Below are 16,458 nucleotides of genomic sequence, written 5' to 3' on the forward strand. Positions count from 1 at the left end.
TGGCGTCCATCCCCGGTCAGTGCCATAACGTCAATCCGCGTTCTCGCCTCGATTGAGCCTAATAGACCTCTCTGGCAAGATCAATCAGATATCCTGAAAGCAAAAGGGTAAGCCATCATGGCTTACCCTTTTTATTAACAATGAAACGTATAATTACCCGTCGATATCTGCGAGGTCGCCTTTTTCCTGCAACCAGTTACGGCGATCTTCAGAGCGTTTCTTCGCCAGCAGCATATCCATCATGGCGTTAGTGCGCTGATCGTCCTCATCATCAATGACGAGCTGGACCAGACGACGCGTGTTGGGATCCAGCGTGGTTTCACGCAACTGCATCGGGTTCATTTCACCCAGTCCTTTAAAGCGCTGTACGTTTGGCTTGCCTTTCTTGCGCTTCAACTGTTCCAGTACGCCCGCTTTCTCTTCTTCCGTCAGCGCGTAATAAACCTCTTTGCCGAGGTCAATTCGGTACAACGGCGGTAGCGCGACGTAGACGTGTCCATGTTTCACCAGCGTGCGGAAATGCTTCACAAACAGCGCGCACAGTAGCGTGGCGATGTGCAGACCATCGGAGTCCGCATCCGCCAGGATACAGATCTTACCGTAACGTAACTGGCTCAGATCGTCGCTGTCCGGATCGATGCCGATCGCGACAGAAATATCGTGCACTTCCTGTGAGGCCAGTACTTCATCAGAAGAGACTTCCCAGGTGTTCAGGATCTTACCCTTCAGCGGCATGATCGCCTGATATTCACGATCGCGCGCCTGCTTGGCGGAGCCGCCCGCCGAGTCCCCTTCCACCAGGAACAGTTCGGTACGATTCAGATCCTGCGCGGTACAGTCCGCCAGTTTTCCCGGCAGCGCCGGACCGCTGGTCAGCTTTTTACGCACCACTTTTTTCGCCGCGCGCAGTCGGCGCTGAGCGCTGGAGATCACCATCTCCGCTAACTGCTCGGCTGACTGGACGTTCTGGTTCAGCCACAGGCTGAAGGCATCTTTCACCACACCAGAGACGAACGCTGCACACTGACGCGACGACAAACGTTCTTTGGTCTGTCCGGCAAACTGTGGATCCTGCATTTTCACCGACAGCACGTAGGCGCAGCGATCCCAGATATCTTCCGCTGAGAGCTTCACGCCGCGCGGCAGAATGTTGCGGTATTCGCAGAACTCACGCATCGCGTCGAGCAGCCCCTGACGCAGACCATTGACGTGCGTCCCGCCCTGCATGGTCGGGATCAGGTTCACGTAGCTTTCGGTCAGCAGTTCGCCGCCTTCCGGCAACCACAGCAGCGCCCAGTCGACCGTTTCCGTGTCACCGGAAAAATTGCCGATGAACGGTTTTTCCGGCAGCGTCGGCAGGCCGTTTACCGCTTCGCGCAGATAATCGTTCAGGCCATCCTGATAGCACCAGCGCTGTTCGCTGTTATTAACTTCATCTTTAAAGGTGATTTCAACGCCAGGGCACAGCACAGCTTTGGCTTTCAGCACGTGCGTTAAGCGCGAGACAGAAAAACGCGGGCTGTCGAAAAAGGTTTCGTCAGGCCAGAAATGGACGCTGGTGCCGGTATTACGCTTGCCGCAGGTGCCAACAACCTGCAAATCCTGAACCTTGTCGCCGTTCTCAAACGCAATGTTATACACCTGACCATCACGACGCACGTTCACTTCCACGCGCTTCGACAGGGCGTTGACCACGGAGATCCCTACGCCGTGCAGGCCGCCGGAGAACTGATAGTTCTTGTTCGAGAACTTGCCGCCCGCGTGCAGCCGACAGAGGATCAGTTCAACCGCCGGAACGCCCTCTTCCGGGTGAATGTCCACGGGCATGCCGCGACCGTCGTCGATAACTTCCAGAGATTGATCGGCATGTAAAATCACATCCACGCGTTTCGCGTGGCCCGCCAGTGCTTCATCGACACTGTTATCAATCACTTCCTGCCCAAGATGGTTAGGGCGGGTCGTATCGGTATACATCCCTGGGCGACGGCGTACCGGCTCAAGCCCAGTGAGTACCTCAATGGCATCAGCGTTATAAGTTTGCGTCATGGTTTTAATAGCAATTCGAAATGATTGTCAGCAACTGTGCAGTCCAAGGAAATCGACAATCGGGTTGAAATAATCTTCGAAGCCCGTGAATGCATGGTTTCCACCTTCAATAACAGTCTGGCGGCATGAGGCGTAATACGCCACTGCCTGGCGGTAGTCCAGCACTTCATCTCCCGTCTGTTGCAGCAGCCAGATTAAATCCGACGCTTCCAGCGGGTCGATCTGCATGACTTTAAGATCGTAAATATGGCGTGACTCTAGCACATATTGCTGCCCCGTGTAGGGGTTCTCGTTCTGACCGAGGTAGTCAGTCAACAGTTCAAATGGCCGGACAGCCGGGTTGACGACAACCGCGGGCAGCATAAAGCACTGTGACAGCCAGGTGGCGTAATAACCGCCTAATGATGATCCCACCACGCCCAGCGCCTCGCCGCCATGCTCCAGTACGATAGACTCCAGCATCTCTGCGGCATCGGCCGGATACGGCGGCAGCTGCGGCACAACCATCTCGACATGAGGATAGTGTTCGTGCAGCCAGTTTTTCAGCAGGCAGGCCTTCGCCGAACGGGGCGAGCTATTGAAGCCGTGCAGGTAGAGAAGCGTAGACATCAGTAGCCTTCAGAAGCGGTATCAGGTCGGAACTCAGTCCCTTGCAAACGACAGACGTCTGTTTTCAACGTACCGTCGGCAAACAGCTCCAGCGTACGCCAGCCAGGGCCGATGCTATCAAGGGTAAAGTTCGCACAATGGGGTTTGAACTGAACGCAGGTGGAGGGCGTCGCCAGCAGACGGCGGCCATTCCAGTCGAGATCCAGTTCCTGATGAATATGCCCGCAAAGCAGATATTTCACGCGCGGATAGTTCACCAGCACGTTGTCCAGTTCCGCCGCGTTACGCAGGCTGTGTTGATCCAGCCAACTGCATCCCGCAGGCATGGGGTGATGATGCAGAAGCAACAGAGTGTGACGCTCAGGGGCCGCAGCAAGTTTACGCTCCAGCCACTCGAGCTGAAATTCGCTCAGTTCACCGTGAGGTACGCCGAAGACCTGACTGTCCAGCAGCAGAATTTGCCACTGCTCGCCAACCATGACGCATTTTGCAGGGGAGATCCCCGCCTCTTGTAATGCGCTATACATCGCAGGCTGGAAGTCATGATTACCGGGCAACCAAACGCAAGGCGCACGAAAGCTTGCGATGCCTTCAGCAAAATGCTGATAAGCCGCAGAGGTTTGATCCTGAGCTAAATCACCTGTCGCCACGATCAGATCGTATTCCTGCCCCTCGGCATGAATGGCATCCAACACGGCCTGGTAGCTTTCCCAGGTGTTTACGCCCAATAGCGTTTCGTGCTTTTCGGCAAACAGGTGAGTATCAGTAATTTGTAAGATCCTGACCCTGGCCTCACCAGCCAGAGAAAGGTTTAACAGGCTTTCCAAATGGTGTCCTTAGGTTTCACGACGCTAGTAAACCGGAATCGCCATCGCTCCATGTGCTAAGCAGTATCGCAGCCAATCGGCCAGAAACTGATTAATTTGATGCTTTTCGTCGCGTTGATGCAACTTTTTATTTGGATAATCATACCGTGCTTTGAAGCGAAAGATCTGCTGACTTGAACACACTTCGGCGACCATTGCGTCATGGTAGAGCCGTACAGTCAGTGACGGCAGGCTCCAGTAGGTGATGGTCGGCGCCGTCTGCTCGATGGTCACCAGCGTGGTGTATCGGGTCGATTCAACGATCGTAATCCGATATTGTGCGTTGCCCACCTGGTAACTCACCGTTTCGCCAGGCGCATCATTACGCGGCAGCAGACGTCGCAGTTGCGAAAAGTTCGTTTCGCAAAGACGCATCATTTCAGGGAAGTCAGGTGTATAGCGCTTCATTTTTTCCACTCGTTTATTAGCTCTTTATAGTGCAGTTGCAGCCATTGCAGGGCGATGACCGAAGCCGCGTTATCAATTTTCCCCTCTTCTACCCAACGGTAAGCCTGCTCCCGGCTTACCACATGAACCCGAATGTCTTCGTTTTCATCAGCCAGACCGTGAATCCCGTTTGCGGTCGTGGCGTCCACTTCACCCACCATAATTGACGAGCGCTCACTGGTGCCGCCAGGGCTTGCCAGAAAACTGAGCACCGGTTTCGTCCGTTTTACCTCAATGCCAGCCTCTTCCATCGCTTCACGGCGGGCCACATCCTCAACGCTTTCACCCTCTTCGATCATCCCGGCCACCATTTCCAGTAGCCACGGCGTTTCACTGGTGTCATAGGCCGCGATGCGCACCTGCTCAACTAACACCACTTCATCCCGCTCAGGGTCAAAGGGTAGCAAGACTGCCGCATGGCCGCGCTCAAAAATTTCTCTACGCACTTCCTGGCTCATTTCACCGTTGAACAAACGGTGGCGAAAGCGATAAAGATCCAGCGAAAAAAAACCGCGATATAGCGTTTCTCGTGCAATAATTTCTACATCGTTTTTGGCGAAAGTTACTGGCGAGTTGCCTGATTTGCGCATTGTGCCGTCCTGTACCAATAGTGATTTAAATGTGAATTTCAAGGGCGTTTGACTGCCGTTTCATCGACCTTGTGGTAAATTGGTGCAAATTAACGCCTGATGGCACAGAACGCCAACTTTTTGCGGTGGCGGATTCTGCTAGAATCAGCAATTATTTTTAAAATTTGATCAGCGCTAAATACTGCTTCACAACAAGGAATGCAAATGAAGAAATTGCTCCCCATCCTTATCGGCCTGAGCCTGTCGGGGTTCAGCACACTGAGCCAGGCAGAGAACCTGATGCAAGTTTATCAGCAAGCACGCCTGAGCAACCCGGAATTGCGTAAATCCGCCGCCGATCGCGATGCTGCATTCGAAAAAATCAACGAAGCACGTAGTCCTTTACTGCCTCAACTGGGCTTAGGTGCCGATTACACCTACAGCAACGGCTACCGCGATGCTAACGGCGTGAACTCAAATGCCACCAGCGCGTCCTTGCAATTAACGCAGACCCTTTTCGATATGTCGAAATGGCGTGCGCTGACCCTGCAGGAAAAATCGGCGGGTATTCAGGACGTGACTTTCCAGACGGACCAGCAGACGCTGATCCTCAACACCGCGAGCGCCTATTTTAAAGTGCTGAACGCCATTGACGTTCTCTCTTACACCCAGGCGCAGAAAGAGGCGATTTATCGTCAGTTGGATCAAACCACCCAGCGTTTCAACGTGGGTCTGGTGGCCATCACTGACGTGCAAAACGCCCGTTCGCAATACGATACCGTGCTGGCCAACGAAGTGACCGCCCGTAACGATCTCGACAATGCGGTTGAAGAACTGCGTCAGGTTACCGGCAACTACTACCCGGAGCTGGCATCGCTGAACGTTGACAGCTTCAAAACCGACAAGCCGCAGGCGGTGAACGCCCTGCTGAAAGAAGCCGAAAACCGCAACTTGACGTTGTTGCAGGCGCGTCTGAGCCAGGATCTGGCACGTGAGCAGATTCGCCAGGCGCAGGATGGTCACCTGCCAACGCTGGACTTAACTGCCTCTACCGGCGTATCTGATACCTCCTACAGTGGTTCGAAAACCCGCGGCAGCGCGGTAGGCTCCCAGTATGACGACAGCAACATGGGCCAGAACAAAGTCGGCCTGAGCTTCTCGCTGCCGATTTATCAGGGCGGGATGGTGAACTCGCAGGTGAAACAGGCGCAATACAACTTTGTTGGCGCCAGTGAGCAACTGGAAAGTGCCCACCGTAGCGTAGTGCAGACCGTACGTTCTTCCTTCAACAATATCAATGCGTCAATCAGCAGCATTAACGCGTACAAACAAGCGGTGGTTTCCGCCCAGAGCTCATTAGACGCGATGGAAGCAGGCTACTCCGTGGGTACACGTACTATCGTTGATGTATTGGATGCGACCACCACGCTGTACAACGCCAAGCAGCAACTGGCGAATGCGCGTTATAACTACCTGATCAACCAGCTGAATATCAAGTCAGCGCTGGGTACGTTGAACGAGCAGGATCTGGTGGCGCTGAACAACACGTTGGGCAAACCGATCTCCACCTCGCCGGAACACGTCGCGCCGGAAACCCCGCAGATGGACGCGAACGCTGACGGCTATGCCGCCAACGCGACAGCGCCCGCCACGCAACCGGCGTCGGTACGTTCTTCCAGCAGCAACGGTAAAAATCCGTTCCGTAATTAAACGCGATGACGGGGCTGCGGCCCCGTCTGAACGTAAGGCAACGTAAAGATCCCGCCATTGTTCCGCATTCCCGCCTCTTCTCGCTTCATTTTCAACCACTCATCCTCTATCCTGAGCAGTAATAACCACTGGGTCCAGGAAAGACGAAAATGAAACGGACAAAATCCATCCATCACGCCTCGTTCCGCAAAAGCTGGAGCGCACGCCATCTGACGCCTGTGGCGTTAGCCGTTACCGCTGTGTTTATGCTGGCGGGCTGTGAGAAAAGCGATGAAACCGTATCGCTGTATCAGAATGCGGATGACTGCTCGGCAGCCAATCCGGGTAAAAGTGCAGAATGTACCACCACATACAACAATGCGCTGAAAGAAGCGGAACGTACCGCGCCAAAATATGCCACTCGCGAAGATTGTATCGCTGAGTTCGGTGAAGGCCAGTGTCAGCAAGCCCCTGCTCAGGCAGGCATGGCGCCAGAAGCGCAGGCACAGCAGTCCAGCGGCAGTTTCTGGATGCCGCTGATGGCGGGTTATATGATGGGCCGCATGATGGGCGGCGGCGCGGGCTTTGCGCAGCAACCGCTGTTCAGCTCGAAAAACCCGGCCAGCCCGGCTTACGGTAAATACACCGATGCGGGTGGTAAAAACTACGGCGCCGCACAGCCTGGTCGTACGATGACGGTTCCTAAAACCGCCATGGCGCCGAAACCGGCAACCACCTCTACCGTAACGCGCGGCGGCTTCGGTGAATCTGTAGCCAAACAGAGCGCCATGCAGCGTAGCGCAAGCGGCACCTCCACGCGTTCAATGGGTGGCTGATACGCATGGAAAGAGTCAGTATTACCGAACGCCCGGACTGGCGCGATAAAGCCACGGAATACGGTTTTAATTTTCACACCATGTACGGCGAACCGTACTGGTGTGAAGATGCCTATTACAAACTCACGCTGGCCCAGGTTGAAAAGCTGGAAGATGTGACCGCTGAGCTGCACCAGATGTGTCTCAAGGTGGTCGAGAAAGTGATCGCCAGCGACGAACTAATGACCAAATTCCGTATTCCTAAGCACACCTGGGGCTTTGTTCGTCAGTCCTGGCAGACAAACCAGCCGTCGCTCTACTCGCGTCTTGATCTGGCGTGGGATGGCTCTGGCGAACCGAAGCTGCTGGAGAACAACGCCGATACTCCGACCTCGCTGTACGAAGCGGCGTTTTTCCAGTGGATCTGGCTTGAAGATCAGATCAATGCGGGCAATCTGCCGGAAGGCAGCGACCAGTTTAACAGCCTGCAGGAAAAGCTCATCGAGCGCTTCGCCGAGCTGCGTGAGCAGTACGGCTTCCAGCTTCTGCATCTGACCTGCTGTCGTGATACGGTTGAAGATCGCGGCACCATTCAGTATCTGCAGGATTGTGCAGCGGAAGCGGAGATCGCCACTGAATTCCTCTATATTGAAGATATTGGGCTGGGTGAAAAAGGTCAGTTCACGGATTTACAGGATCAGGTGATAGCCAACCTGTTCAAACTCTATCCGTGGGAGTTTATGCTGCGCGAGATGTTTTCCACTAAGCTGGAAGACGCTGGCGTGCGCTGGCTGGAGCCGGCCTGGAAAAGCATTATCTCCAACAAGGCGCTGTTGCCGCTGCTGTGGGAAATGTTCCCGAACCATCCGAACCTGCTTCCCGCTTATTTCGCCGAAGACGATTATCCGCAGATGGAAAAATTCGTCGTGAAACCGATCTTCTCGCGTGAAGGCGCAAACGTCTCCATTATCGAGAACGGTAAAACAATCGAAGCAGTGGAAGGACCGTACGGTGAAGAAGGCATGATCGTACAGCAGTTTCATCAACTGCCGAAATTTGGCGACAGTTATATGCTGATCGGTAGCTGGTTGATCAACGATCAGCCTGCCGGGATCGGTATTCGCGAAGACAGAGCGCTGATCACTCAGGATCTGTCCCGCTTCTACCCGCATATTTTTGTCGAGTAATTGAGAACGCCGGGTGGCGACTCCGCCTTACCCGGCATTAATCATCCCACCTGTACCGACAGCATACTCAGGCTGCCCATCTCGATACCATCAACCGGGATCGTCATCGGTTCTTTACCATCCCATGCGCCCAGCACATACAGCAGCGGCAGATAGTGATCCGGTGTCGGGTTCGACAGTGAGCCGCCTTCATGATCGAGATAATTGACCAACGGATGCTGCTCAACCGGTCCCTGCCAGCTCAGGTTCGCTTTGACAAAATCATTGAACGATGTCGCCCACGGATACGGGTTATTATCGCCGTGCCAGCGCGCCGTGCGCAGGTTATGCACTACGTTGCCGCTGGCCACCAGCATGATGCCTTCATCACGCAGCGCCGCCAGTTTACGCCCGATTTCAAAATGCCAGGCCGCCGGTTTGGTGCTATCAATGCTCAACTGCACCATCGGGATATCGGCATTCGGGTACATCTTTATCAGCACACCCCAGGAACCGTGGTCAAAGCCCCAGGCTTCTTTGTCGAGCGCAACCGGCACCGGTGCAAGCAAATCAACCAGGTGCTGCGCCAGTTCAGGTGAGCCGGGCGCCGGGTAATGCGTGTCGTACAACGCCTGCGGGAAACCGCCGAAATCATGAATGGTCTTAGGCGCTTCCATCGCGGTGACGCCGGTACCTCGGGTGTACCAGTGGGCAGACACCACCACAATCGCTTTCGGACGCGGCAGTGTCTCCCCAAGCTGCTGCCAGGCGCGGGTATACAGGTTATCTTCCAGAACGTTCATCGGACTGCCGTGTCCCAAAAACAATGCTGGCATACGAATTGAAGACATGATGATATCCTTACTCAGGGAGTCATTTTGATGGTCTTACAATACCCTCTTTCGATGAATGAAGAACTCTGATAACCATGATGATGATCATCAGTTATTTTGAAGGTCAGCGAGATGTATAAGGAGTCATTGATGTCAGTACCTTTAATTCTGACCTTACTGGCGGGGGCCGCCACGTTCATTGGCGCGTTTCTTGGCGTACTGGGGCAAAAGCCCTCTAATCGCCTGCTGGCGTTTTCGCTCGGATTTGCCGCCGGGATCATGCTGCTGATCTCTTTGATGGAGATGCTGCCCGCCGCGCTGGGTACAAAGGGAATGCCGCCAGTTCTGGGCTACGGCATGTTTATCATCGGCCTGCTGGGTTATTTTGGTTTGGATCGTCTGCTTCCACATGCCCACCCGCAGGATCTGATGCAAAAAAGAACGCAGCCGATTCCTGGCTCGATTAAACGTACCGCCATCCTGCTGACGCTGGGGATCAGTCTGCACAACTTCCCGGAAGGAATTGCCACCTACGTCACCGCCAGCAGTAACCTGGAGTTAGGATTCGGCGTCGCGCTGGCGGTTGCCCTGCATAATATTCCGGAAGGTCTGGCAGTCGCCGGGCCGGTCTATGCGGCCACCGGTTCTAAACGAACCGCGATTTTCTGGGCGGGCATTTCCGGAATGGCGGAAATATTGGGCGGCGTGCTGGCGTGGTTAATTCTTGGCAGCCTGGTGTCACCTGTCGTCATGGCGGCGATTATGGCCGCAGTCGCCGGCATTATGGTTGCGCTGTCGGTGGATGAACTGATGCCGCTGGCAAAAGAGATCGATCCCAACAACAATCCTAGCTATGGCGTTCTGTGCGGAATGTCGGTGATGGGGCTGAGTCTGGTCATACTTCAGACGATGGGGATCGGGTAACAGAGAGGGCAGGAAGCGGTTATTCCTGCTCTTTAGTCATGACGCGTTCTTCATCATCACGACGAAGTAATTTATTGCGGATTTCCATTAGCGCATCACGATCCTGCCGAAACGCCTTACAGTAGCGTTTCATGTGGCAAACATATCCCACGACCACCAGAACAATTAATACAATCCAGTACCAGGCAATAAACATCCTTTTACCCTTAAAATTTAACATTAACAGATATTTAGCGTTAAAATTTAACATACCTATAAGTAGGTAGGATTATATACTGGCATAGTATGAAATCGAAAAGATGATTTCGATCATAGAGAAAAAGATTGGATGTTTATTAACCGACAGGATGTTTGAAAAAGCGAAATTTGCCGGATAAGGTGCTTGCACCACTATCCGGCAAGGCAGAGTTAGCTGGCTTTACGTTCGTGCGCCTGACGGTAAGCCACCAGGTCTTCGATCGTCACAACAGCCATATTGTGTTTGCCTGCAAAGTCGATGCACTCCGGCGCACGCGCCATGCTGCCATCATCATTGGTCAGTTCACACAGGACACCCGCCGGTTTGAAGCCCGCCAGCGTCACCAGATCGATGGTCGCTTCGGTGTGGCCACCGCGGGTTAATACGCCGCCCGGTTGAGCGCGCAATGGGAAAACGTGTCCCGGACGGTTCAGATCGGAAGGTTTTGCGCCATCGGCAATTGCCGCGCGAACGGTGGTTACGCGATCGGCAGCAGAAACACCGGTCGTGACCCCTGTCGCAGCCTCAATGGTCACGGTAAAACCGGTGCCATAAGCGCTGGTGTTATTTTCCACCATCATCGGTAGATCGAGTTGTTTACGACGATCTTCGGTGATGCACAGGCAAACAATACCGCTACCGTGACGGATGGTCAGCGCCATCTGCTCAACGGTCATGGTTTCTGCCGGGAAAATCATATCGCCTTCGTTTTCACGATCTTCGTCATCCAGCACCATCACACCGCGGCCTTCGCGCAGCGCAGACAGAGCGTGTTCGACACGTTCAAAAGGCGTACCAAAAGAGGAAAGTAGCGTCTGATTCATGGTAAAAAAACCTCACTAAAATTATGGTTACCAGAATCAGGGCAGTCTTAGGAGTACCGACAAGCGGCAAAAAAATAACGTGAGCGGGTCCATGCCCGACTGGATCGTTACTCTCTCCCATCCGGACTCTAACCGTCGGCCCCGGAATTACACCGGATCTGCTGACCTTTAGGTTTGCACCCAAAGCGCTCGCGGGCTTTCAACCTGAGTTGATTTACCGCCGGTGGGGAATTTCGCCCCGCCCTGAGAATAAGCGGATTAACTATAACCCTATTGATTACCTTCATCAACGCCTTTACCCGCATTAACATCACACAATTCTGGTTTATGCCTTACGCAGATCGCACTACAATGAGCGTTAACACTTACCAGTTCAGGGAAACCACTATGATTGACCCGAAAAAAATTGAGCAGATCGCTCGCCAGGTTCACGAGTCGATGCCGAAAGGGATCCGGGAGTTCGGGGAAGATGTCGAGAAGAAAATCCGTCAAACGCTGCAATCTCAGCTGACGCGTCTCGATCTGGTGAGCCGCGAAGAGTTTGATGTTCAGACCCAGGTACTGCTACGCACCCGTGAAAAGCTGGCGCTGCTGGAGCAACGTTTGAGCGAGCTGGAAGCGCGTCAGGCCACTGAAGAAGTCAAACCTGCGCCCGCCATCCCACCAGTAGAACCGCAAGCGTAAAAACAGCAACGGGCCGCAAGGCCCGTTGACATATCAATGTTCCACTTCTAACTTTCTGGCGTTCATTGCCTGCTGGCAGTAGTGCGCGTAGCGTTTGCAAAACCAGCTGCGGTGCTCTTCATCCATATTGCCGGTAACCGCCTGGATATCAACAGGGCGACCTTCAGCCTGCATTCTGGCAAAGCTCCGCGCCAGGAAATCGAAATTGTTCATCGAATAAACACTGTTGTTCATTAGCATATCCTCCAGTCGGTGAATCTCTGTTAAGGTCATATGCTTTTTTCTGATACCAGTATTTACCGGGAGGCGTAGCAGGTTTGTACATATTGTGCGCAAATCAGTTGCCTGATGTCACACTTTGGGAACACGGGTGATGCCCGATTTCCAGACATCACCGCCAGTGGTTATTTATCGCTGTCTTTCTGAATTTTTTTGATGATATTGGTGGTGGAGCAACCGTCTTCAAAGTTGAGCACCAGCACTTCGCCGCCGTTGGCCCACACCTCTTCACTACCGGCAATCTCTTCTGGCTTATAGTCACCACCTTTCACCAACAGATCCGGTAATACGCCTGCAATCAGGCGCTGCGGCGTATCTTCTTCAAAGGAGACCACCCAGTCAACGGCTTCCAGCGCGGCCAGCACGATCATCCGCTGTTCGAGCGGATTCACCGGGCGCGTTTCCCCTTTCAGCCGTTTCGTCGATGCATCGCTGTTGACCGCGACAATTAAGCGATCGCCCAGCTTACGTGCGTTTGCGAGATAGGAGACGTGACCGGCGTGCAGAATGTCAAACACCCCGTTGGTCATGACGACTTTCTCACCACGCTTACGGGCACTGGCAACGGCCTGCTTCAGCTCGTCTTCTGTCATCACGCCAAAGCCGGTTTCCGCACGGCCGCGTACCGCGTTTTCCAGTTCAATAGGCGACACAGTGGAGGTCCCCAGCTTACCGACCACCACACCCGCCGCCGCATTGGCAAAGAAGCAGGCTTCTTCCAGCGAATTACCGGCAGCCAGCGTCGCCGCCAGCACACCAATAACCGTGTCACCCGCACCGGTCACGTCATACACTTCCTGCGCCTGCGTCGGCATATGCAGCGGGGCCTTGCCCGGCTGCAGCAGCGTCATCCCTTGCTCAGAGCGGGTGACCAGTAGCGCGGAAAGCTCGAAATCGGCAATCAGCTTCATGCCACGTTCAACAATTTCTTCTTCGCTTTTGCATTTTCCTGCCACCGCTTCGAACTCAGAGAGGTTTGGCGTCAGTAGCGTCGCGCCGCGATAGCGGGCAAAATCAGTCCCTTTCGGATCGATCAGCACCGGCACTCCGGCTTTACGCGCCAGCGCGATCATCTGCTGAACGCTGGCCAGCGCGCCTTTCGCATAGTCAGACAGCACCAGCGCCCCAATCGAGCTCAGCGCCTGGTTGATACGCTCATGCAGCGGCTGCGGATCCACACCTTCAAAACCTTCTTCGAAGTCGAGACGAATCAGTTGCTGGTTGCGTGAAAGCACGCGCAGTTTGGTGATAGTAGGATGGGTCGGAACAGAAACAAAGTCGCATTTCACGTTCACGTCCGCCAGCGTTTTGCTGAGCGCGCGCGCGGCATCGTCAATACCGGTCAGCCCGACCAGGCGCGAATTTGCTCCCAGAGAGGCAATGTTCATCGCCACGTTCGCCGCACCGCCCGGACGTTCTTCGATGGTATCGACTTTCACCACCGGTACCGGCGCTTCAGGTGAAATACGGCTGGTGGGCCCGTACCAGTAGCGATCCAGCATCACATCACCGACAACCAAGACTCCTGCACGTTCAAACTCTGGCAGCGTTACTTTCATTCCTGTCTCCTGAGAGATTCAAAATTTGCGCGCGATAATAGCACACTTCATTCTTCAACCAGCCACTTCTGCCAGCTTGCCCGCACCAGCGTACGTTCCGCCTCAAAACACGTTTGCACCACATGGCCTGGCAGCTCCTGTAAGGCAAGGTGATGTAACTCATCGCGCAGCGTGGTGTAGGCGTGGGTCAACGCCATCGCCTCCTGCTCGTCCATAATGTCGTTTTGCGCTAACAGTTCCAGAATGCGCACATTATCCGACCAGCGGGTCAGTTTGGGTTTGTCATGGGCATAACGTAGCACCAGATATTGCGTGATAAATTCGATATCCGTAATACCGCCTTCATCAGCTTTAATATCAAAGCGATCGCGATGTTTATTGCCCAGATGCGCGCGCATTTTTTCACGCATTTCGCGCACCTCGTTCTGCAACGTTTTACCATCGCGAGGCTGCGTCATAATATCGCGACGCACCGAATCAAACTGCGAGGTCAGTTGCGGGTCGCCGTAAACCACTCGTGCGCGCACCAGCGCCTGATGCTCCCACGTCCAGGCCTCATTTTTCTGATAATCCGCAAAGGACTCTGTGGAAGTCACCAGCATCCCCGCCGCCCCTGACGGACGCAACCGGGCATCCACTTCATACAGGATGCCCGAGGAGGTGCGGGTGCTGAACAGATGCATAATGCGCTGCGCCAGCCGCAGATAGAACTGCCGCCCGTCAATTTCCCGTTCACCGTCGGTCATCACGTCAACGGGGCAGTCATGCAGGAAGATCAAATCGAGATCGGAGCTGTAGCCCAATTCCCAACCGCCCAGCTTGCCGTAGCCCACCACCGCAAAACCGCGCCCTTCCCGCTCGGCAAGATGCGTCGGCTGGCCGTAGCGCGCCACCATTTGCAGCCACGCTTGTTGCACAACGGCGTCAATCATCGCCTCCGCCAGCCAGGTCAGGTGGTCGCTGACTTTCATCACCGGCAGCGTACCGGCAATATCCGCGGCGGCAATACGCAGCAGTTGCGTTTGCTTGAACTGCCGCAGAGCTTCCAGCTGTTGTTCTTCATCATCTTCCGGGACGCGCAGTAAATACTGACGTAACTCATCACGATACGCGTCGGTCGCCGTCGGCTGATAGAGCGTATTCGGATCGAGCAGTTCATCGAGCAGCAGCGGATAGCGCGCCAACTGACTGGCGACCATCGGCGACGCTGCGCAGAGCGAAATCAGATGTTTCAGTGCGCCGGGGAATTCACTCAGCAGCTCCAGATAGGTGGTGCGGGTGACAATCCCCACCAGCAGCGGCGTAATGCGCGACAGCGGGAGAGACGCGTCCTGGCGCGTGCAGACATCACTCAGCAGGTGCGGCATCAGGTGGTCGAGCACCTGGCGACCGCGCGGGCCTATCGTGCGTTTATCCAGTTCTTTACGGAAATCGGCAATCAACGCCAGCACGCGCAGGCGATCGTCATCCGTAAGATGCGACAGCACCGGCGGCGTGTCATCTTCCTGCAAGGCATCCTGCCACAGTTCGCGCCACTGTTCCGAGAGCGCATCTTCCTGCGTGTCAGTTTCGTCATCGCCTATCAGCTCGTTAAACACGCGCCGAACGTTCGCCATGTGCCCTTCCATCGTTTCCATCAGCTGCGACCAGTTATCCGCATTCATTCCCCAGGCCAGTCGCGCCCGGTTAAGTTCATCGCCCGGCAGCGTCTGCGTCTGTTCATCGTTAATGCTTTGCAGCAGGTTTTCCAGTCGACGCAGGAAGAGGTAGGCCAGTCGCAACTGTTCGGCATCGTTTTCCGGCAGCAAATGCAGTGCGGCGATCGCGCTTAACGTCGGCAGCAGTGAACGCGATTGCAGCGACGGCTCACGCCCGCCGCGAATCAACTGAAATACCTGCACAATAAATTCGATTTCGCGAATGCCGCCCGCGCCGAGCTTGATGTTATCTTTCAGCCCCCGGCGACGAACTTCACGCGCAATCATCCCCTTCATATTGCGCAACGACTGGATCACACTGAAGTCGATATAACGGCGGAAGACGAATGGGCGCAGCATGGCGCACAGTTCATCGACATAACGACCGTCGGTATCGCCCATGATCCGCGCCTTGACCATCGCGTAGCGCTCCCAGTCGCGCCCTTGCTCCTGGTAATAATCTTCCAGCGCCGCAAAACTCAGCACCAGCGGGCCGCTGTCGCCAAACGGACGCAGTCGCATGTCCACCCGATAGACAAAACCATCCTGGGTAGGCTGATCCAGAACCTTGATCAGCCGCTGTCCCATGCGTGTAAAAAACTGCGCGTTATCGAGTTCGCGGCGTCCCCCCTGGGTAGAGCCGTGCTGAGGCCAGGCAAAGATCAGATCGATGTCCGAAGAAAAATTCAGCTCACCGCCGCCCAGTTTGCCCATGCCCAAAATCAGCAGCGGCTGTGGGATACCGTCCTGACTGCACGGCGTTCCCCATTCCCGACAGCAGGCGTCGTACAGCCAGTCGCGTGCGCTGACGATCAGCGTTTCGGCCAGATGGCTTAACTGTTGCAGAATGTCGGTATCGTCCACCAGCGACAGCGCCTGCGCCCAGGCAATGCGCACCATCACGCGGCGGCGAAACAGACGCAGCTCATGCATCAGCGCCGCTTCATCGTTCACCGTTGCCAGCGCCGCCTGTAACCATTCGCCGTACTGTTGCCATTCATCGGCCTGCGGCGGCGCGCTTTCCAGTTCCGTCAGCCAGCGAGGATGCGCAATGATGCTGTCCCGCACAAAATCACTGAATGTAAGTACTGACTTCGCTTGTACGCCAGATACGGATTCAGGTAACTGCTCTGCAATGGTTTGCCAGTACTGCTGTAACGGTGACGAAAGCGGCTTCATTAAAAGGTTCCTTGTAACGTTGCCGGATGTGGGC

16 protein-coding genes and 1 riboswitch are annotated in these 16,458 nt (G+C 54.8%); of the genes, 5 read left to right on the forward strand and 11 right to left on the reverse strand.

Annotated elements, in window-relative coordinates:
* Nucleotides 1–153: 153 nt before the first annotated feature.
* The 5 genes from parE to nudF are packed head-to-tail and all read right to left on the reverse strand — an operon-like array spanning nucleotide 154 to nucleotide 4,558.
* Nucleotides 154–2,046 (reverse strand): DNA topoisomerase IV subunit B, encoded by a 1,893-nt coding sequence (gene parE, locus C2U53_RS05685; RefSeq protein WP_042998166.1) that lies wholly within the window; start codon nucleotides 2,044–2,046, stop codon nucleotides 154–156.
* Between the two features lie 27 nt (nucleotides 2,047–2,073).
* On the reverse strand, nucleotides 2,074–2,655 hold the full coding sequence (gene yqiA, locus C2U53_RS05690) for an esterase YqiA (RefSeq protein WP_042998167.1): 582 nt from the start codon (nucleotides 2,653–2,655) through the stop codon (nucleotides 2,074–2,076).
* Nucleotides 2,655–3,482 (reverse strand): 3',5'-cyclic-AMP phosphodiesterase, encoded by an 828-nt coding sequence (gene cpdA / locus C2U53_RS05695; protein ID WP_061070590.1) that lies wholly within the window; start codon nucleotides 3,480–3,482, stop codon nucleotides 2,655–2,657. Before cpdA ends, yqiA begins: the two co-directional genes overlap by 1 nt.
* Before the next feature lie 24 nt (nucleotides 3,483–3,506).
* Entirely contained in the window at nucleotides 3,507–3,929 is a 423-nt protein-coding gene (locus C2U53_RS05700) for a DUF1249 family protein (protein WP_042998169.1), read from the reverse strand.
* A complete protein-coding gene (gene nudF, locus C2U53_RS05705; RefSeq protein WP_042998170.1) occupies nucleotides 3,926–4,558 on the reverse strand; it encodes an ADP-ribose diphosphatase in 633 nt (210 codons plus the stop codon). Before nudF ends, C2U53_RS05700 begins: the two co-directional genes overlap by 4 nt.
* A 204-nt stretch (nucleotides 4,559–4,762) precedes the next feature.
* Here nudF and tolC point away from each other — a divergent pair, with 204 nt between their 5' ends.
* From tolC to C2U53_RS05725, 3 genes are all read left to right on the forward strand, one after another.
* Nucleotides 4,763–6,247, forward strand: a complete 1,485-nt coding sequence (gene tolC, locus C2U53_RS05710) for an outer membrane channel protein TolC (RefSeq protein ID WP_042998171.1) — start codon at nucleotides 4,763–4,765, stop codon at nucleotides 6,245–6,247.
* A 149-nt stretch (nucleotides 6,248–6,396) separates the two neighbouring features.
* Nucleotides 6,397–7,062: a DUF1190 family protein gene (locus C2U53_RS05720; RefSeq protein ID WP_042998172.1), complete on the forward strand. Its 666-nt coding sequence runs from the start codon at nucleotides 6,397–6,399 to the stop codon at nucleotides 7,060–7,062.
* A 5-nt stretch (nucleotides 7,063–7,067) separates the two neighbouring features.
* Entirely contained in the window at nucleotides 7,068–8,228 is a 1,161-nt protein-coding gene (locus C2U53_RS05725; RefSeq protein ID WP_042998173.1) for a glutathionylspermidine synthase family protein, read from the forward strand.
* A gap of 41 nt (nucleotides 8,229–8,269) precedes the next feature.
* Here the strand turns inward: C2U53_RS05725 and ygiD are convergent, their stop codons facing one another.
* Nucleotides 8,270–9,058: a 4,5-DOPA dioxygenase extradiol gene (ygiD, locus tag C2U53_RS05730; RefSeq protein WP_042998174.1), complete on the reverse strand. Its 789-nt coding sequence runs from the start codon at nucleotides 9,056–9,058 to the stop codon at nucleotides 8,270–8,272.
* A gap of 132 nt (nucleotides 9,059–9,190) precedes the next feature.
* Between ygiD and zupT the strand changes: the two genes are divergently transcribed.
* On the forward strand, nucleotides 9,191–9,964 hold the full coding sequence (gene zupT, locus C2U53_RS05735; protein ID WP_042998175.1) for a zinc transporter ZupT: 774 nt from the start codon (nucleotides 9,191–9,193) through the stop codon (nucleotides 9,962–9,964).
* A gap of 19 nt (nucleotides 9,965–9,983) precedes the next feature.
* On the opposite strand, the gene C2U53_RS05740 is transcribed toward zupT, so the two are convergent.
* Nucleotides 9,984–10,160: a hypothetical protein gene (locus C2U53_RS05740; protein WP_042998176.1), complete on the reverse strand. Its 177-nt coding sequence runs from the start codon at nucleotides 10,158–10,160 to the stop codon at nucleotides 9,984–9,986.
* A gap of 212 nt (nucleotides 10,161–10,372) precedes the next feature.
* Nucleotides 10,373–11,026, reverse strand: a complete 654-nt coding sequence (gene ribB, locus C2U53_RS05745) for a 3,4-dihydroxy-2-butanone-4-phosphate synthase (RefSeq protein ID WP_061076268.1) — start codon at nucleotides 11,024–11,026, stop codon at nucleotides 10,373–10,375.
* Between the two features lie 105 nt (nucleotides 11,027–11,131).
* Nucleotides 11,132–11,281, reverse strand: a riboswitch (FMN riboswitch).
* Nucleotides 11,282–11,413: 132 nt separating this feature from the next.
* Here ribB and ubiK point away from each other — a divergent pair.
* On the forward strand, nucleotides 11,414–11,710 hold the full coding sequence (gene ubiK / locus C2U53_RS05750) for a ubiquinone biosynthesis accessory factor UbiK (protein ID WP_042324283.1): 297 nt from the start codon (nucleotides 11,414–11,416) through the stop codon (nucleotides 11,708–11,710).
* 33 nt (nucleotides 11,711–11,743) lie between these two features.
* Here ubiK and glgS read toward each other — a convergent pair whose 3' ends face one another.
* The 3 genes from glgS to glnE form a co-directional block, all read right to left on the reverse strand.
* Nucleotides 11,744–11,950, reverse strand: a complete 207-nt coding sequence (gene glgS / locus C2U53_RS05755; protein WP_080343280.1) for a cell surface composition regulator GlgS — start codon at nucleotides 11,948–11,950, stop codon at nucleotides 11,744–11,746.
* Between the two features lie 164 nt (nucleotides 11,951–12,114).
* Nucleotides 12,115–13,548 (reverse strand): bifunctional D-glycero-beta-D-manno-heptose-7-phosphate kinase/D-glycero-beta-D-manno-heptose 1-phosphate adenylyltransferase HldE, encoded by a 1,434-nt coding sequence (gene hldE, locus C2U53_RS05760; RefSeq protein ID WP_042998180.1) that lies wholly within the window; start codon nucleotides 13,546–13,548, stop codon nucleotides 12,115–12,117.
* A gap of 47 nt (nucleotides 13,549–13,595) precedes the next feature.
* Nucleotides 13,596–16,424 carry a bifunctional [glutamate--ammonia ligase]-adenylyl-L-tyrosine phosphorylase/[glutamate--ammonia-ligase] adenylyltransferase gene (gene glnE / locus C2U53_RS05765; protein WP_104445720.1) on the reverse strand — a complete coding sequence of 943 codons (2,829 nt, stop codon included), beginning with the start codon at nucleotides 16,422–16,424 and terminating at the stop codon, nucleotides 13,596–13,598.
* Nucleotides 16,425–16,458 lie beyond the last annotated feature (34 nt).

This window comes from Citrobacter sp. CFNIH10, from assembly GCF_002934585.1.
Classification (GTDB): Bacteria; Pseudomonadota; Gammaproteobacteria; order Enterobacterales; family Enterobacteriaceae; genus Citrobacter_A; species Citrobacter_A amalonaticus.